At 69.4% G+C, this 14,876-nt stretch carries 17 protein-coding genes; 9 read left to right on the top strand and 8 right to left on the bottom strand.

All coding sequences use genetic code 11. The features are described 5' to 3' along the window. The first annotated feature begins 69 nt into the window (after positions 1-69). From ACM6LU_RS08160 to ACM6LU_RS08170, 3 genes are all read left to right on the top strand, one after another. Positions 70-723, top strand: a complete 654-nt coding sequence (locus tag ACM6LU_RS08160; protein WP_414936916.1) for a L,D-transpeptidase — start codon at positions 70-72, stop codon at positions 721-723. Between the two features lie 222 nt (positions 724-945). After that, positions 946-1,770: a hypothetical protein gene (locus tag ACM6LU_RS08165; RefSeq protein ID WP_414936917.1), complete on the top strand. Its 825-nt coding sequence runs from the start codon at positions 946-948 to the stop codon at positions 1,768-1,770. Between the two features lie 87 nt (positions 1,771-1,857). After that, complete coding sequence (locus ACM6LU_RS08170; RefSeq protein WP_414936918.1) at positions 1,858-4,680, top strand: PQQ-dependent sugar dehydrogenase; 2,823 nt, start codon at positions 1,858-1,860, stop codon at positions 4,678-4,680. A 63-nt stretch (positions 4,681-4,743) separates the two neighbouring features. On the opposite strand, the gene ACM6LU_RS08175 is transcribed toward ACM6LU_RS08170, so the two are convergent. Next, entirely contained in the window at positions 4,744-6,267 is a 1,524-nt protein-coding gene (locus ACM6LU_RS08175) for a 3-hydroxyacyl-CoA dehydrogenase (protein ID WP_414936919.1), read from the bottom strand. Between the two features lie 169 nt (positions 6,268-6,436). Here ACM6LU_RS08175 and ACM6LU_RS08180 point away from each other — a divergent pair, with 169 nt between their 5' ends. Together ACM6LU_RS08180 and ACM6LU_RS08185 are read left to right on the top strand one after the other, a co-directional pair. Beyond that, positions 6,437-6,631: a hypothetical protein gene (locus ACM6LU_RS08180; protein WP_414936920.1), complete on the top strand. Its 195-nt coding sequence runs from the start codon at positions 6,437-6,439 to the stop codon at positions 6,629-6,631. Between the two features lie 9 nt (positions 6,632-6,640). Beyond that, a complete protein-coding gene (locus tag ACM6LU_RS08185; protein WP_414936921.1) occupies positions 6,641-7,264 on the top strand; it encodes a TetR/AcrR family transcriptional regulator in 624 nt (207 codons plus the stop codon). Here the strand turns inward: ACM6LU_RS08185 and ACM6LU_RS08190 are convergent. Continuing rightward, on the bottom strand, positions 7,248-7,937 hold the full coding sequence (locus tag ACM6LU_RS08190) for a TetR/AcrR family transcriptional regulator (protein ID WP_414936922.1): 690 nt from the start codon (positions 7,935-7,937) through the stop codon (positions 7,248-7,250). The genes ACM6LU_RS08185 and ACM6LU_RS08190 overlap by 17 nt on opposite strands. Before the next feature lie 117 nt (positions 7,938-8,054). Between ACM6LU_RS08190 and ACM6LU_RS08195 the strand changes: the two genes are divergently transcribed. Next, positions 8,055-8,216 (top strand): hypothetical protein, encoded by a 162-nt coding sequence (locus ACM6LU_RS08195; protein WP_414936923.1) that lies wholly within the window; start codon positions 8,055-8,057, stop codon positions 8,214-8,216. 46 nt (positions 8,217-8,262) lie between these two features. Here ACM6LU_RS08195 and ACM6LU_RS08200 read toward each other — a convergent pair whose 3' ends face one another. The 4 genes from ACM6LU_RS08200 to ACM6LU_RS08215 are packed head-to-tail and all read right to left on the bottom strand — an operon-like array spanning position 8,263 to position 10,421. Continuing rightward, positions 8,263-8,469 (bottom strand): hypothetical protein, encoded by a 207-nt coding sequence (locus ACM6LU_RS08200; protein WP_414936924.1) that lies wholly within the window; start codon positions 8,467-8,469, stop codon positions 8,263-8,265. Continuing rightward, positions 8,466-8,612 (bottom strand): hypothetical protein, encoded by a 147-nt coding sequence (locus ACM6LU_RS08205; protein ID WP_414936925.1) that lies wholly within the window; start codon positions 8,610-8,612, stop codon positions 8,466-8,468. Before ACM6LU_RS08205 ends, ACM6LU_RS08200 begins: the two co-directional genes overlap by 4 nt. Next, positions 8,602-9,258, bottom strand: a complete 657-nt coding sequence (locus ACM6LU_RS08210; RefSeq protein WP_414936926.1) for a response regulator — start codon at positions 9,256-9,258, stop codon at positions 8,602-8,604. Before ACM6LU_RS08210 ends, ACM6LU_RS08205 begins: the two co-directional genes overlap by 11 nt. Beyond that, the gene (locus ACM6LU_RS08215; RefSeq protein WP_414936927.1) at positions 9,255-10,421 is read right to left on the bottom strand and encodes a sensor histidine kinase; all 1,167 of its coding nucleotides are present in this window, start codon (positions 10,419-10,421) and stop codon (positions 9,255-9,257) included. Before ACM6LU_RS08215 ends, ACM6LU_RS08210 begins: the two co-directional genes overlap by 4 nt. Positions 10,422-10,562: 141 nt before the next feature. Between ACM6LU_RS08215 and ACM6LU_RS08220 the strand changes: the two genes are divergently transcribed. Further along, positions 10,563-10,817 carry a hypothetical protein gene (locus ACM6LU_RS08220; RefSeq protein ID WP_414936928.1) on the top strand — a complete coding sequence of 85 codons (255 nt, stop codon included), beginning with the start codon at positions 10,563-10,565 and terminating at the stop codon, positions 10,815-10,817. Here ACM6LU_RS08220 and ACM6LU_RS08225 read toward each other — a convergent pair. Beyond that, a complete protein-coding gene (locus ACM6LU_RS08225) occupies positions 10,811-11,350 on the bottom strand; it encodes a hypothetical protein (RefSeq protein ID WP_414936929.1) in 540 nt (179 codons plus the stop codon). The genes ACM6LU_RS08220 and ACM6LU_RS08225 overlap by 7 nt on opposite strands. A gap of 433 nt (positions 11,351-11,783) precedes the next feature. Between ACM6LU_RS08225 and ACM6LU_RS08230 the strand changes: the two genes are divergently transcribed. Both ACM6LU_RS08230 and ACM6LU_RS08235 read left to right on the top strand, forming a co-directional pair. Next, the gene (locus ACM6LU_RS08230; protein WP_414936930.1) at positions 11,784-12,533 is read left to right on the top strand and encodes a response regulator transcription factor; all 750 of its coding nucleotides are present in this window, start codon (positions 11,784-11,786) and stop codon (positions 12,531-12,533) included. After that, positions 12,511-13,983 (top strand): sensor histidine kinase, encoded by a 1,473-nt coding sequence (locus tag ACM6LU_RS08235; RefSeq protein ID WP_414936931.1) that lies wholly within the window; start codon positions 12,511-12,513, stop codon positions 13,981-13,983. Before ACM6LU_RS08230 ends, ACM6LU_RS08235 begins: the two co-directional genes overlap by 23 nt. A 1-nt stretch (position 13,984) precedes the next feature. On the opposite strand, the gene ACM6LU_RS08240 is transcribed toward ACM6LU_RS08235, so the two are convergent. Next, positions 13,985-14,875: a serine/threonine dehydratase gene (locus ACM6LU_RS08240; protein WP_414936932.1), complete on the bottom strand. Its 891-nt coding sequence runs from the start codon at positions 14,873-14,875 to the stop codon at positions 13,985-13,987. Between the last annotated feature and the right edge of the window lies 1 nt (position 14,876).

Raw genomic sequence — 14,876 nt, forward strand, 5'->3', positions numbered from 1 at the left:
CAACCCCTGACGGGTGAGCTCCGTCTATACCCATGGCAGCCGCACTACGGACAATGGGGGGTAAGGGTCGTGAAGAAGTTCCTGGTGGGGGTGACCGCACTGGCCACGGCACTGGTGCTGACCGCGTGCTCCGGCGACGCCGGCGGCGGCACGCCCGGTGGCGGCGCCGTCGCGCAAGGCGATCCGGCGGGCGGGACGACGACCACGTCGGTGCCGTCTTCCACGTCCGCCGCGCCGACCACGTCGTCCCAGACACCGAGCAGCAGCAGTTCCAAGCCGAAACCGTCGTCGTCTTCGAAGCCCAAGCCGACGCCGAAGCCCACGCCGAAACCGGCGGCCAAGCCCGCCGCGAACGCCGCCGACGTTCCGTGCAAGGCCGCGCTGGCCTCGCCGGGCGTGAGCGCCTGCGTGGATCTCTCCGCGCTGAAGACGTGGCTGCTGCAGGACGGCAAGGTCATCTACGGCCCGGTCAAGCAACTGCCCGGCAAGAAGGGCCACGCGACGCCGACCGGTGTCTTCCACGTTTCGGCCAAGGTCAAGAACTACCACTCGAAGCAGTTCGACGCGCCGATGCCGAACTCGGTGTTCTTCCTGCCGGGTATCGCGTTCCACACCGGCAGTCTCTCGGTGTACTCGCACGGCTGCCTCCACCTGTCCGCGGCGGCCTCGCAGAAGTACTTCACGACTCTGCAGAGCGGTGACGTGGTGCAGGTCGTGGCCTGAAGAATGACCGTCCCTTACTGTGCGAAGGACGCCATCCCCGCATGCCATGCGACGAAAGCTTCCTTCACCGCAGCCATGAGTAGGCGCGTTGCGCTCGCTCGAAGGTTTCTTTAGTGATTACCGAAGCCCGTTCCGGTTCTGCTTCGATCCACGCCTCGGCCCGCCGGCCGTCGGCTGGAACACCTGGCCCTGCTGGGAAGGAAACTCGCCCACGGTTCCGGGGTGGACGAGGGCAACAGCGTAACCGCCGGAATCATCTACAATGGACTATCCTATCCGGATGAAAACCAGGGCGCGTTCTTCTTCGGCGACTACGTCACGCAGAAGATCTGGACGATGACCTACGACGGCCAGGGCAGGCTCGCCCAGGCGCCGGAGTTCATCGGTATCGGCGGTCCGGTCGAGTTCGCGGCGAACGGCGACCTCGTGCACGCCGACATCCACGCCTACGCCTCCGAGGTCGTAGGGGCGACCGCGCGCCTCACCGTGCGCGGGCGGCAGGCTCTGTTGGAGCGCCGAGACCGTCGTGAAGCAGATCGAGGGCCGGATCCTGGCGAAGTACCTCGCGCGGGGCGGGCACCGGACGTTCGATCCGCCCGCGACCGACGAGACCTCCACTCCGGCGGCATCGGCCGCTACAACCACTTCCCGAACCGGCCCGGCACACTGCGGTCTTCGATCTACCGGACACCGCCGACCGGCGCGCGTCCGGTGGACGGGCGGAGCCGGGTCAAGTGGGCGGCACTGGGCTGGGAGACGGGCCCGCTCGGCTACCGCACGACGGACGAGTCGGCTACGCCGGACGGCATTGGCCGCTACATCCACTCGACCAAGGCGGACTCGATCTACCGGACGATGCCGACCGACTCGCACGCGATCTACGAGGCGATCCGGCAGCGCTGGGCCGCGCCCGGCTGGGAGCGGCCGCACCCGCGCTACCCGGCGACGGACGGGTTCACCATCCCCATCGGACGTCGGAGCAGCTTTCAGGCCGGCCAGATCACCTGGAACCGGAGCGCAGGGCAGGTGATCGACCGACGCTGGTGATCACAGTTCGATAAAGGCACCCGAAAGTGTGAAATGTCCACCTCGACCCCGTCGATGAGACGTTCGACTGGGGAAAGGGGCTTCTGCATGCCTTCGAGATTCCGTGCGCTCTGTCACGCCCTCGTGACACTGCTGATAGTGACCTTGCTGGTGCCGTTGACGTCGACAGTGGCGTCCGCGGCGCCCACGCTGCCACCCGGCTTCGTCCTTCGTGACCAGCCGAGCGGGCAGGCCGCATACGACCTGACCGACTTCGCCTACCTGCCTGACGGGTCGATCCTGAGCACCGGAAAGGGCGGCAACGTCGCCTGGGTGTCGACCACCGGACAGGTCCAGAACATCGCCAACCTGCCCGTCCACAACACCGGGGACCTCGGGCTGGTCGGGATCGCGATCGCGCCCGACTACGCCACCTCCCGCACGGTCTACACCGCCCGCGCGGTCGACGTCGCCGGCGGCGGTATCGCCCTGCGCGCGTCGCGCTGGAAGGTGTCCGGCAACGCCGAGCCGACCGGGCTGACCGCGGAGAAGGTGCTCATCGAGGGCGCCGCCAACACCGACATCCACGGCATCACCGGTGTCGTGGCCGCCCCCGACGGCACGGTGTGGGTCTCGACCGGCGACAGCTCCCGGTTCCAGGGACAGGCCGACCCGTTCGCGCTGAACGTGCGCGACCTCGACAAGATCTTCGGCAAGATCTTCCATATCACTTCCGACGGGGCCGGCGTGCCGGACAACCCGTACTACACCGCCGCGACCCCGAACTCGCTGCGCTCCAAGGTCTTCGCGAGCGGCTTCCGCAGCCCGTTCCGGTTCAGCCTCGACGCCAGCACCGGTCTCCCGGTGGTCGGCGACGTCGGCTGGGGAACCTGGGAAGAGGTCAACTTCGTCCAGAAGGGCGCGAACCACGGCTGGCCGTGCTTCGAAGGCAACCAGCCCGCTGACGGTTTCTCCGCGATGCCGCAGTGTGCTTCGGCCGTGAACACGCCGCCGATGCTGGCGATCCGCCACGGTCAGGGCATCGACAACGGCAACAGCGTCACCGGCGGCATTGTCTACAGTGGAGAGTCGTACCCGGAGGAATACCGGGGCGCGTACTTCTTCGGCGATTACGCCACGGAGAAGCTGTGGACGGCCAAGTACGACACGCAGGGCCGGGTCGTCCGGCAGCAGGAGACGCCGCCGAAGTTCACCGGCATCGGCGGTCCGGTCAAGTTCCTGGCCGCGGCCAACGGTGACATCGTCTACGCCGACATCTACAGCGGCAAGCTGCGACGGCTGAGCTACACCACCGGGAACAAGGCGCCGGTCGCGGTGGCCACTTCCGAGACGAACCCCGAAACCCGCACGGTTTCGTTCGACGGCAGTGGTTCCTACGACTTCGACAACGAACCGCTGACCTACGAGTGGAACTTCGGCGACGGCACCACCGGCACCGGGGCGAAGGTGAGCCACACCTACGCGGCGGGCACCGAGAAGTTCACCGCCAAGCTGACGGTGAAGGACGGCCTGCAGGCGTCCGGCAGCACGGATATCGCCGTGGCGCCCGGAAACCACTCGCCGAAGCTCACCATGACCGACCCCGGTGACCGCCTGTTCGCGGTCGGCGAGGAGGTCAAGGTCGGCGCGACCATCACCGACACCGAGGACGGTGCCCTCCCGGTCACGTGGACCACACTGGTCCGGCACTGCCCGGAGAACGCGGTCTGCCACGCGCATCCGGACCAGGGCGGCACCGGTCCCGAGTTCACCATGCCGTTCACCGACCACACGGACTCCAACCTGGAGTTCACCGCGTCGGCGACCGACAGCGCCGGTGTCAAGGTTTCGAAGACCTACGCCGCGAAGCCGAAGGAACACCGGCTCACCCTGACCAGCAACGTCGCCGCCGCGCTCGGCATCACGCCGGAAGGCGGGGCGGCTTCGGCGATGGTGGTCGAAGGCGCGACCGTGGAGATCCAGGCGGCCGAGGTCGCTTCGGACGGTTCGTCGACCTTCACCGGCTGGTCCAACGGGGCCACCGGGCGGCTGGACAACATCACCATGGGCACCACCGACCTGACGATCACGGCGAACTACATCACGCCGATCGACAAGCGCTACCGCGACGAACCCGCGCTGGCGCAACGACTCGGTGCGCCGACGGCACCCGAGGCCGTCGACGGCACGGTCCGTTTCCGCACCTACGAGCGCGGACGGCTCTACTGGTCGAAGGACACCGGAGTCAAGCGGATCGAGGGCGAGATCCTCAAGAAGTACCTCGCCATGGGCGGTCACGCGGAGTTCGGCCCGCCCGCGACCGACGAGATGACCACGCCGGACACCATCGGGCGTTACAACGACTTCCCGGTGTGGCCCGGCAAGATGCAGTCGTCGATCTACTACACGGTGAACACGGGCGCGCATCCGGTGTTCGGCCGGATCCGGGCGAAGTGGAAGGCACTGGGCGCGGAGGCCGGTGAACTCGGCTACCCGACCACGGACGAGAACGTCACGCCCGACCGGATCGGCCGCTACAACCACTTCAGCAAGAACGCCTCGATCTACTACACGGTGCAGACCGACGCCAGGGCGATCTGGGGCCGGATCCGCGCGAAGTGGGCGGAGCTCGGCTGGGAAGCGGGTCCCCTCGGGTACCCGTCGACCGACGAGTCGATGACGCCGGATCGGGTCGGCCGGTACAACCACTTCACCAAGGCCGGGTCGGTCTACTGGACGATGCAGACCGACGCGCACGCGATCTACGGCGCCATCCGGCAGCGGTGGGAGGCGCTCGGCTGGGAGGCCTCGTACCTGAGGTACCCGACGACCGACGAGATCGCCGTCTCCGGTGGACGGCAGAACAACTTCCAGGGTGGATACGTGTTCTGGAACGCCTCCAACGGCGCGGTGACCGACCGTCGCTGGTAACCACTGAAGTGCAGGAAGGCCCCCATCCTTGCGCCTGGCGCAAGGATGGGGGCCTTCCTGCACTCACGGGAGCAGGTCCGCCGGTGAGGTGCCCGCCGAGGTGAGCGGCAGGCCGAGCGCGACCCGTTCGGTGAGCCAGCCGCTCGGCCGGTAGCGCTGGTCGCCGGTGCTCGCGACGAGTCCGCGCAGGACCCGCAGCACGAGCTCCGGGCCGGCCTCCTGGCCCCAGGTCAGTGGTCCCCTCGGGTAGCCGAGGCCGAGCCGGACGGCGGTGTCGATGTCCTCCGGCGTCGCGAGCCGCTGCCCGGCGAGGAAACAGGCCGTGTTGACGATCGAGGCCAGCAGCCGCTGCGCGATCGGGGCTGGACCGTCGCGGACCACGGTGACCGGCAGCCCGGTCGCGGCGAGCGCGCCCCATGCGGTGCGGCCGGCGGCCGGGTCGAGCGCGGGGTGGATCGAAAGTGTCAGGCGTTTCCCGTAGCCGCCGAGGGAATCGACCCCGACGACCCGGTCCGCCGGGAGACCGGCGGCCAGCGCGGCGTCCACGGTGGACGAACCGACCGGGCTGACGATCAGGACCGCGTCCGGATAGGCCGTGTGCACGACCTGGATCCCCGCCGACGACAGCAGCGTGCCGAGACGTTCGTCTTCGACCCACACCGGCGTCGTCGGCGCTTCCGGGGCGAACGGTTCCTGGTCGGCCTGCTGGACGCCGTCGACGTAACGATAGAAGCCCTCGCCGTTCTTGCGCCCGAACAGCCCGGCGGCGACGCGCGGGCGAGTCAGCCAAGACGGCCGCAGCCGCGGTTCACCGTGGAAGCCGCTCCAAATGCTTTCGAGCACGGCGTGCGAGACGTCGAGACCGGTGAGGTCCAGCAGTTCGAACGGGCCGAGTTTCAACCCCAGCACGTCACGTGCGACGCGGTCCACCTCGGCCGGTGTCGCGATCCCTTCGGCGAGGATCTGCAGTGCCTCGGTGCCCAGCCCTCGGCCGGCGTGGTTGACCAGGAAGCCCGGTGCGTCGCGCGCGAGCACCGGTTCGTGTCCCCAGCCGCGGACGAGTTCGATCATCGCGGGTGGCAGCCAGCCCGCGGTCCGCGCACCGGGCACGATCTCGACCAGCCGCATCAGCGGGACCGGGTTGAAGAAGTGGAGGCCGAGCAACCTGCCGGGATCGGCGAGCGCGGCGGCGATCTCGGTGACCGAAAGCGAACTGGTGTTGGTGGCGAAGACGGTGTCCGGGCCGCAGACGCGTTCCAGTTCGGTGAACAGCGCGCGTTTGATCTCCAGGTCCTCACGTACCGCTTCGACGACGAGGTCGACGCCGTGGGCGGGGGCCAGCGGACCGTCGACCGCGATCAGCCGTTCTTTAGCGGAGGCGGCGGCGTCCTCGGTGATCTTGCCCTTCGAGGCGAGCTTGTCGAGCATCGCGCCGACGTGGTCGATGGCCTCTCCGACGGCGTCGGGCCGGGCGTCGGCGAGCTCGACTTCGAGCCCCGCCGTCACGGCGAGCTGGACGATGCCCCGGCCCATCACCCCGGTTCCGATGACCCGGATCCTGCCGACCTGCTCCGCCCACTTCTCCACCGCGAGCCGCCTTTCCCTCGATGTCGTCCCTGGCGTGACGTTAGCCGCCACGTGGGTTTCTCGCCCGGAAGGGTGATCCGTGCCCTAACCGGCGTAAGGCCACCGCGCCGGCGAGGTCTCCTCCGTGAATACCGAGTGTTCCGCGTACCACCCCGAAGGGAAACCTCCCATGGCCACCGTCCCCGCCGCCGCAGCCGTCCGGACCACGCCGTTGCTCCTCGTCGCCGTCTTCTTCGGCGCGGTTTCCGCCTTCTTCGCGAGCCAGGCGCTGTGGCCGCTCACCGCGCTGGCCGTCCTGGTCGCCGTCGCCGTCTTAGCCGGTGGGGTGTGGCTGGCCGGTCGTAAGGACAGTCGCGAACTCTAGGATCGTCGTGTGACGGCGAAACGCTTGACGCGGGAGGAAAGCCGCGAGCGGACCAGACAGCGTCTGCTCACGGCGGCCGCCGAGCTGTTCGCCGAACGCGGGGTCAATGGCACCTCTGTCGAGCAGATCGCCGAACGGGCCGGGTTTACGCGCGGCGCCTTCTACGGCAACTTCGACGGCAAGCACGAGCTGGTCGTCGAACTGCTGCGCCGCCGGACCCAGCGCGAGGCCGAGGAAGTCATCGCGTTGCGCGACGGTGTCGGCTCCTTCGCCGAGATGATGGACCGGCTGCGCGCGTGGAACGTCGAGCGTGCCGAACACCTGGACGGCTGGCTGACCCTGCGCACCGAGCTGGCCCTTTACGCGCTGCGGAATCCCGAGGCGCGTCCGCTCATCGGCGAAGGAGAGAAGTCGACAAGGGCGCTGCTGGAGACCTCGGTCAAGACCGAACTCGCCGTACGGGGCGTGGAACCGCCCGCTGACCCGGCCTTCCTCGCACTGATCCTGCACGCGCTCGAGGACGGGCTCCTGCTGCAGCGCTTCCTCAGTCCCGAGGGGACCGGCGACGAGGACGTGGTGGACGCCGTCCAGCTGCTGATGCGGTCGTGGACCGCGCTCAGCCGGTCATCCTGATCCCGGTGAACTCGGCCATCTGACGGATCCCGTGCGCGAAGAAGGCGTCCGGCGGGTCGACGGTGCCGGCGTACTGGCCGAACAGCTCGAAGTTGATCATCCCGAACAGCTGGGTCCAGGCCATGATCAGCCGGGAAGCGGTCTCGGGGGCCAGGTTGATCTTGAGGGTCTCGGTGACGGTGTCGAGCTGATGCAGCAGTTCGACGGGCATCTCGCCGGCTTCGGTTTCGACATGCAGATTCGCGTCGCGCAGGACCGCGACCAGTGTGAACGCCACCCGGCCCGCGGGAGTGACGGTGTCCTGCGGGGCCTGGTAGCCGGGGATCGGCGAGCCGTAGATCAGCGCGTATTCGTGCGGGTGCGTCTTCGCCCAGGCACGGACCGCGTGCCAGATCGACTCCCACCGTGCCAAGGGGGTCTTCCCGGTGTCGTCGGCGTCTTCCGCGGCCTCGCCGACGGCGTTGTAGGCGTCGACGATCAGGGCGGTCAGCAGCTCTTCGCGGCTGGAGAAGTACCGATAGAGCGCCGACGAGACCATGCCCAGCTCCCGTGCGACGGCACGGAGCGAAAGGCCGAGCGCGCCGACTTCGGCGAGCTGGCGGCGGGCTTCGTCCTTGATCTCGCGGGTGAGTTCGGCGCGGGCGCGTTCGCGCGCGGTCTGGGTGGCGGCCATGCTCTCACTGTAGAGCATCGCACCTGAAAAAGAGCAGTGCTCTCGACGCGATGCACTGTTCTGGTGTTCACGGCTCTCAATAGAGAGCATCGCTCTCGAAGAGCTCGGGGAGACGGGATGACCACCACCCGCTACCTCAAACCGGCCAAGGCGACCAACACGTTCAACGAGGGCGTGCTGCCGCTGAAACTGCGTGGTGTGAAGGGGACTTTCCCCGCATGGCATGCGGCGAAAGTCCCCTTCACACCACGGAAGTCAGTAACACCTGGCGTCGTTTGACCCTGTCGGCCGGCGTTTCGCTGTCCGCCTCGGCACACGGATGGTCCTAGTCGTCAGTGGGTGCCCGCTTCGACCGGCGGGCGGTGACCGCCACCAGCACCACCCCGATCAGGAACGCGACGAGCCCGATCAGGAACCACAGTTTCTGCCCGGTCATGAAACTGCCGGTCAGCATCCCGGCGCCCTGGAGCACCCAGACGCCGCCCACCAGCAGGAAGACCAGCCCGATCGTGAGCGTGACCCAGCGCTTCATCCGCAGCTCCCTGCCTCGACGTGCTCTCCTGGGATCCTGGCACCGGCGGGCCCGCCGGGCGAGCTGATCCAGCCAAGGAACCACGGTCCGCCCTCCGTCCCGAAGACGGCTTCGGTCTTGTCCGGCGTTTCCTCACCGGTCACCCACCAATCCGTTCCGGTAGGCGTAGACGACGGCGTGAACCCGGTCCCGCAGCCCCAACTTGGCGAGAATACGGGAAACGTGGGTCTTCACCGTTTCCTCGCCCACGTGCAGATGCGCGGCGATCTCCGCGTTGCTGGAGGCGTCGGCGACCAGCAGGAGGACTTCGCGTTCGCGTGAGGTGAGCCGTTCCAGCTCCGCCGGTTCGGCGGCCACGGGTTCGATGCTGGTGGCGAAGGTCGACACCAGCCGCCGGGTCACCGTCGGGTCGATCAGCGCGTCGCCGCGCGCGGCCACGCGCATCGCCGAGACGAGTTCTTCGGGCGTGAGGCTCTTCAACAGGAATCCGCTCGCACCGGCCCGCAGCGCGCGGTAGACGTACTCGTCGGAGTCGTAGGTCGTCAGCACCAGGACCCGGGTGTCGTTACCGGGTGCGGACATGATGGCCTCGGTCGCGGCGAGACCGTCCAGTCTGGGCATCCGGACGTCGAGCACCGCGACGTCCGGGCGCAGTGCGGCCGCCTGCGCGACGGCCTCGCGTCCGTCCGCCGCCTCGCCGACGCATTCGAAGTCCGCCTGGGTGTCCAGCACCGCGCGCATCCCGGACCGGAACATCGCGTGGTCGTCCGCCAGCAGAACCCGGATCACTCCGCCTCCAAAGGAAAACCGACTCGAACCCGCCAATGCCGCCCGTCGTCGAGCGGCCCGCATTCCGCCTGCCCGCCGAACAGGGCGACCCGTTGCCTGATCCCGGCGAGACCGCGTTTCGTCGACTCGGCCGACGTGCTCGGGCCGATTTCGTTCGTGATCGTGAGGACGACTTCGGTCCGCCGGTAGGCGAGGTCGATCTCCACGGTGCTTTCGGAACCGTGCCGGAGCGCGTTCGTCAGCGCCTCCTGTGCGATGCGGTACAGCGCGACGTCCACCGAGCCCGGCAGTTCCAGCGGCCCGCCGTGACTGGTCATCCGCGCGGGCAGCCCGGCGGCGCGGAGGTTGTCGAGCAGCTCGTCGAGATTGTCCAGCCCCGGCTGCCGCTGCGCGTCCCCGTTCTCCTTGCCGTGCAAAAGATCCAGCAGGCGCCGGAGGTCGGCCATCGCGGCCCGGCTCGACGATTCGACGGCGGAGAGCGAACGCCGGACCGCGGGTTCGCCCGACGGCAGCCCGAGCCGCGCGGCGCCGGCGTGCACACCGATCGCGCTGACGTGATGGGAGATCACGTCGTGCAGGTCACGAGCGATCGTCGTGCGCTCCTCGGTGACGGCACGGCGCACCGCCTCGGCTTCGTGCTGTCGCCGTTGTTCCTCCGCACGCTGGAGATCGGCGATGTACGCGCGCCGCGCGGTCGTGTAGCGGCCGACCAGCCACGGCAGCAGCCCGCTCACCCCGACGTCGATGAGCAGCAGCCGCCAGTCCCGGTCGCCGCGGTCGACCGGGATGACGTTGCAGGCGAGGAGGCCGGCGAGCATCGCGCCCAGCGCGGCCAGCGCGGGTTTGGCCGACAGCCAGGCCCCCGCGCGGTATCCCGCGATCAGCACTCCCGCGTTGGTGGCCTGCAGATAGTGGTCGTACGGGAACAGCAGGAGCGGCGCGGCGACGAGCAGTGCGCCGTGCGTGGCCGAAACCCAGCCGGAATACCGTGAAGGCCCGGCCAGCGCGCTGTTCGCGAGGATTCCGCCGAGCAGCACCACCCACGCCTGCCAGCCGAACGACAGCGGCGGTCCGGTGATGAGGAACAGTCCGGCGTCGGAGACCAGGCAGACGGCCGCGACCGCGCAGGCCTGTCTCGCCAGCGAACCACTGATGTCCCGCACGCGCCCAACTCTGCCCTATTTCGGTGGACTGGGGTTCTTAAGATCGGGCAGCCGAGACTCCCGTGCTCTGGGCGACCGGGGCGCCGGGATCGGGGAAATTCACCACCGCCTGGGGTTTGTACACCCGCGTCCGGGAGTCGGGTGGCAGCGTCGCGTACGTCGACATCGATCAGCTCGGGCTCATCGGCCCTCCGCCGGGCCGAAGGCGAATCCGCGCTGCTGGCGGGTGACGAGTTACGCGGCGCGCCACCCGGTGTGCGGGACCGGGTGGCCGCCCGCGCGGTCGCGGAGGCGGCCCGGATACGGCGATCCCGCGACGACCGCGTCGTCCTCGACACCTCCGGTCCGGAACCCGCCGAGACCGTCGCCGCGCTGCTCGCCGCCATGGGTCAGTAGCCGGGACGAGGTCCGCCGTTCTGGCCACGCTGGTTCTGCCCGGCCTGCCCGATGGTCGTCGCCGTCGCGGTGTTCCCGGCGACCTTGGCGGTCACCGTCACCGTCTCCCCGGTTTTGGGATCGCCGGTCTTCCGTGTCGACGAATCGATCGTGTAGACCTGCTGGTAGCCGTCCTTGCTGGTCAGGCTGATCGACGTCGCGCTGATCTCGGTGATCTCCCCGGTCTGCAGCCGCTCGGTGCGGTAGCCGCCCTTGCCGTCGGAGACGACGAAGTCGCCGTGCAGCGCGTCGCGCGGCATACCCCCGTCGGGGCCGAAGATCATCCGGCCACCGCCGGGGCCGCCCATCATCCCGCCCTGGCCCTGTTCGGCCCCGTTCGCGGCGGTCCCGGCCCAGATCGCGGCTCCGCCACCGGCGGCGATCAGCACCGCCACCATGGCCGCGATCGCGGTCTTGCGGCCCGACCAGGCCTTCTTCGGTTCGCCTGCCGGAACGGGCGCGCCCCAGGCAGCGGGTTTGGTCGGTTCGGTCATCAGGTCGCCTCCGTGTACTCGGTTGCGGCCATGCTCGCCGCCGTCGCTGTGCGGAAGCTGTGCCGCCGGTGGGCACGCGCTGTGTTTCCGAGACCTCTCCCCGTCCGGTTCCGGCAGACTGTCCGCGGTGGGTCCGCGAGTCGGTGCCGTGGCGGTCGTGCTCGTGCCGTTGTGCCTGAGCGGGGTCGCGATCGCCTGGCGGCAGAGGCGACGGTCTCCGGCGGGACGGCGACATGGCGGACGTGACCGGCGAGGGTGACGAGATCGGCAGATGCCGCAACGCCCCCTCATCACCGCGCCGGTGCTCGCCGTGACCGGATCCGGCGCTTCTCGTCGAACGACTTCGTCCGTTCGCCACGGCCGGGTGATCGTGCACAGGAAACGCACAGCCGGGACACAGGGAAGCCTCAACGGCACCGCCAAGGATGGCACCATGACCAGTGTGAACGTCCCTTCGTCCGATTCCGCGAAGGCCGGCCTGCGCCGGGCCGACGGCAGCCCCGTGCGGGTGCTGGTCGTCGACGACGAGGCGACTTTGTCCGAACTCGTGTCGATGGCCCTGCGCATGGAGGGCTGGGATATCCGCACCGCCGCCGACGGCACCGAAGCGGTCCGCGTCGCCAGGGAATTCCGGCCGGACGCGGTGGTACTGGACGTCATGCTGCCGGATATGAGCGGCCTGGAAGTGCTGCGCCGCCTGCGCTCCGAGTCGCCGAACCTGCCGGTGCTGTTCCTGACCGCGAAGGACGCCGTGGAGGACCGGATCGCCGGGCTCACCGCGGGCGGCGACGACTACGTCACCAAACCGTTCAGCCTGGAGGAGGTCGCGCTGCGCCTGCGCGCGCTGCTTCGGCGCGCCGGCGGGGTCGCCGGGCCGAGCGGGTCGACGCTGGTCGTCGGCGACCTGACCCTGGACGAGGACAGTCGCGAGGTGCGGCGCGGCGGTGATCCGGTGCCGCTGACCGCGACCGAGTTCGAACTGCTGCGCTACCTCATGCGCAACCCGAAGCGCGTGCTTTCGAAGGCGCAGATCCTGGACCGGGTGTGGAGCTACGACTTCGGCGGCCAGGCCAACATCGTCGAGCTGTACATCTCCTACCTTCGCAAGAAGATCGACGCCGACCGGGAACCGATGATCCACACGATGCGCGGCGCCGGGTATGTCCTCAAGCCCGCGGGGTAGGCGGCCTTGGTCCCTGCGGCGGCGGCTGATCGCGCAGGTCGCGGGGCTGCTCGCGCTCGTCTGCCTGGTGGTGGGCGTGGTGACCGAACTGGCGTTACGGGACTTCCTGATCGACCAGCTCGACGACCGGCTCAACGAGACCAGTCAACGCGCCAGCCGTCCGCCGCCACCGGGTCGTCCCGGCGGGGAACGGGTGCCCGAAGGTTTGCGGGCCTATGGGCAGAGCACCGGTTCGCTGTTCGTGAACGTGTTCCCGGACGGGCGTGTGCTCGCCGCGGTGCTGCGGTCCAGTTACGACGCGAAAGTCATCGACCCGTTCCCGCACGACGAGATCACCCGGGCCCAGGTCGACACGCTGGTGCGGTCAGGGCTGGGAAACGAGCCCAGCGACGTGGACCTCGGGTCGCTCGGGGAGTACCGCGTGGTGGCGAAGCCGACGGCCGGCGGCGGCATCGCGATCACCGGCCTGCCCACCAAGGACGTCACGGACACCTTGTGGAACCTGGGTTTCATCTTCGGCGGGGTCGCCATCGGCGGCATCCTGCTGGCGGGCGCGCTCGGCGCGGTGACCGTGCGGCGCACCATGAAACCACTCGACCGGCTGGCCGCCACCGCGTCCAGGGTCGCCGAACTTCCCTTGGACCGTGGCGAAGTAGCGTTGTCCGAACGAGTGTCCGAAGTGGACACCGATCCGCGGACCGAGGTCGGCAAGGTCGGTTTCGCGCTCAACCGCATGCTCGGCCACATCTCCCACGCGCTGTCCGCCCGCCAGGCCAGTGAGAGCAGGGTGCGCCGGTTCGTCGCCGACGCCAGCCACGAACTGCGAACCCCGCTCGCGGCCATCCGAGGCTACGCGGAACTCACCCGGCGCTCCGGCTCCGAAGTGCCGCCGGACATCGCGTTCGCGATGGGCCGGGTGGAGTCGGAATCGACCAGGATGACCGGCCTTGTCGAGGATCTCCTGCTGCTCGCGCGGCTGGACTCCGGCCGCCCGGTGGTGTGCGAGCCGGTCGATCTCTCGCGGCTGGTCGCGGACGCGGTCGCCGACGCGCACGTCGCCGGACCGGAGCACAAGTGGCTGCTGGAGGTTCCGCCGGAACCGATCACCGTCCTCGGCGACGCGGATCAGCTGCACCAGGTGGTGATCAACCTGCTGGGCAACGCCCGTACGCACACCCCGGCCGGTACCGAGGTCACCACGTCTCTGTCCATTGTGGATTCAGTGGTGACGTTGTCCATTGTCGACGGTGGGCCGGGCATCCCGCCGCCGATCCTCCCGGACGTCTTCGAACGGTTCGCCCGCGGCGACGATTCGCGGTCGCGGGCGGCGGGCAGTACCGGACTCGGGCTGGCCATCGTCGCGGCCGTGGTCGCCGCGCACGGCGGTCAGGTCGGGGTCACCAGCCGTCCGGGGCGGACGGAGTTCCAGGTCCGGTTCCTGGCCGCCTGACTCACGGCGTCCACTCGCTGTTCGCGCCGCACAGGATGACGCAGGGCAGTTCGCCGTCGGTTCGCCCGGCCAGCCAGGCGGCGAACGGGACCGCGGCGGCCGGTTCGACGGCGAGCCGGAACTCCTCCCAGAGCCGGTCCCGCGCGGCGAGCAGTTCCGCGTCGCTGACCAGCACGGACGTCACCCGGTTCTGGAGCACCCCGAACGGGACGCCGCCGATCCTGGTCGCGCCCAGCGCGGACGACGCCACCGAGTCGATCTCCACGTCCACCGGCTCACCCGCCTCCAGCGCCGCGCCGAGCGTGCGGCACCGCTCCGGCTCGACGGCGAACGTCGGCACCCCGGCCAGTGAAGTCCCGGCGACCAGGCCGCCGCCGCCGACCGCGACCAGGAACGCGTCGACGTCCGGAGCGTCCTGGACCACTTCGGCCGCCACGGTGCCCTGACCGGCGACGACGGCGGGGTCGTCGTACGCGTGCAGGTATCGCGTACCCGGTTCGAAAGCGGCTTCGAGCGCCTTCGCGGCCGCCTCGGCGTACGTCGCGCCGTGACGGATGAGCTTCGCGCCCGCGGCCTCGATCCGTACCGTCTTCGCCTTCGGAGCCGACTCCGGCACGTACACCGTCGCGGGCACACCCAGTAGCGAAGCCGCTGTCGCCACGCCCAGCCCGTGATTGCCGCCGGACGCCGTCAGCACCCGCTCCGGCAACGGCCCGCTCACCAGCGCGTTCACCGCGCCCCGCAGTTTGAACGATCCGCTCCGCTGCAGCTGCTCCAGCTTGAGGACCAGCGGCCGCCCGTCGACCTCGGCGCGCAGCATCGGCGTGCGTCGCACGAACGGGTGGACGGCTTCAGCGGCTTTGACGACATGTTCCCAGGTCGGAGTGCTCATA

It is taken from the genome of Amycolatopsis sp. cmx-11-51, assembly GCF_047608665.1.
In the GTDB taxonomy this organism is placed as follows: Bacteria; Actinomycetota; Actinomycetes; order Mycobacteriales; family Pseudonocardiaceae; genus Amycolatopsis.

Bases quoted from the DNA above. Each gene is read 5' to 3' on its own strand.
- ACM6LU_RS08170 (WP_414936918.1), top strand. From the start codon at position 1,858: ATGCCTTCGAGATTCCGTGCGCTCTGTCACGCCCTCGTGACACTGCTG.
- ACM6LU_RS08180 (WP_414936920.1), top strand. From the start codon at position 6,437: ATGGCCACCGTCCCCGCCGCCGCAGCCGTCCGGACCACGCCGTTGCTC.
- ACM6LU_RS08190 (WP_414936922.1), bottom strand. From the start codon at position 7,937: ATGGCCGCCACCCAGACCGCGCGCGAACGCGCCCGCGCCGAACTCACC.
- ACM6LU_RS08195 (WP_414936923.1), top strand. From the start codon at position 8,055: ATGACCACCACCCGCTACCTCAAACCGGCCAAGGCGACCAACACGTTC.
- ACM6LU_RS08200 (WP_414936924.1), bottom strand. From the start codon at position 8,469: ATGAAGCGCTGGGTCACGCTCACGATCGGGCTGGTCTTCCTGCTGGTG.
- ACM6LU_RS08225 (WP_414936929.1), bottom strand. From the start codon at position 11,350: ATGACCGAACCGACCAAACCCGCTGCCTGGGGCGCGCCCGTTCCGGCA.
- ACM6LU_RS08230 (WP_414936930.1), top strand. From the start codon at position 11,784: ATGACCAGTGTGAACGTCCCTTCGTCCGATTCCGCGAAGGCCGGCCTG.
- ACM6LU_RS08235 (WP_414936931.1), top strand. From the start codon at position 12,511: ATGTCCTCAAGCCCGCGGGGTAGGCGGCCTTGGTCCCTGCGGCGGCGG.
- ACM6LU_RS08240 (WP_414936932.1), bottom strand. From the start codon at position 14,875: ATGAGCACTCCGACCTGGGAACATGTCGTCAAAGCCGCTGAAGCCGTC.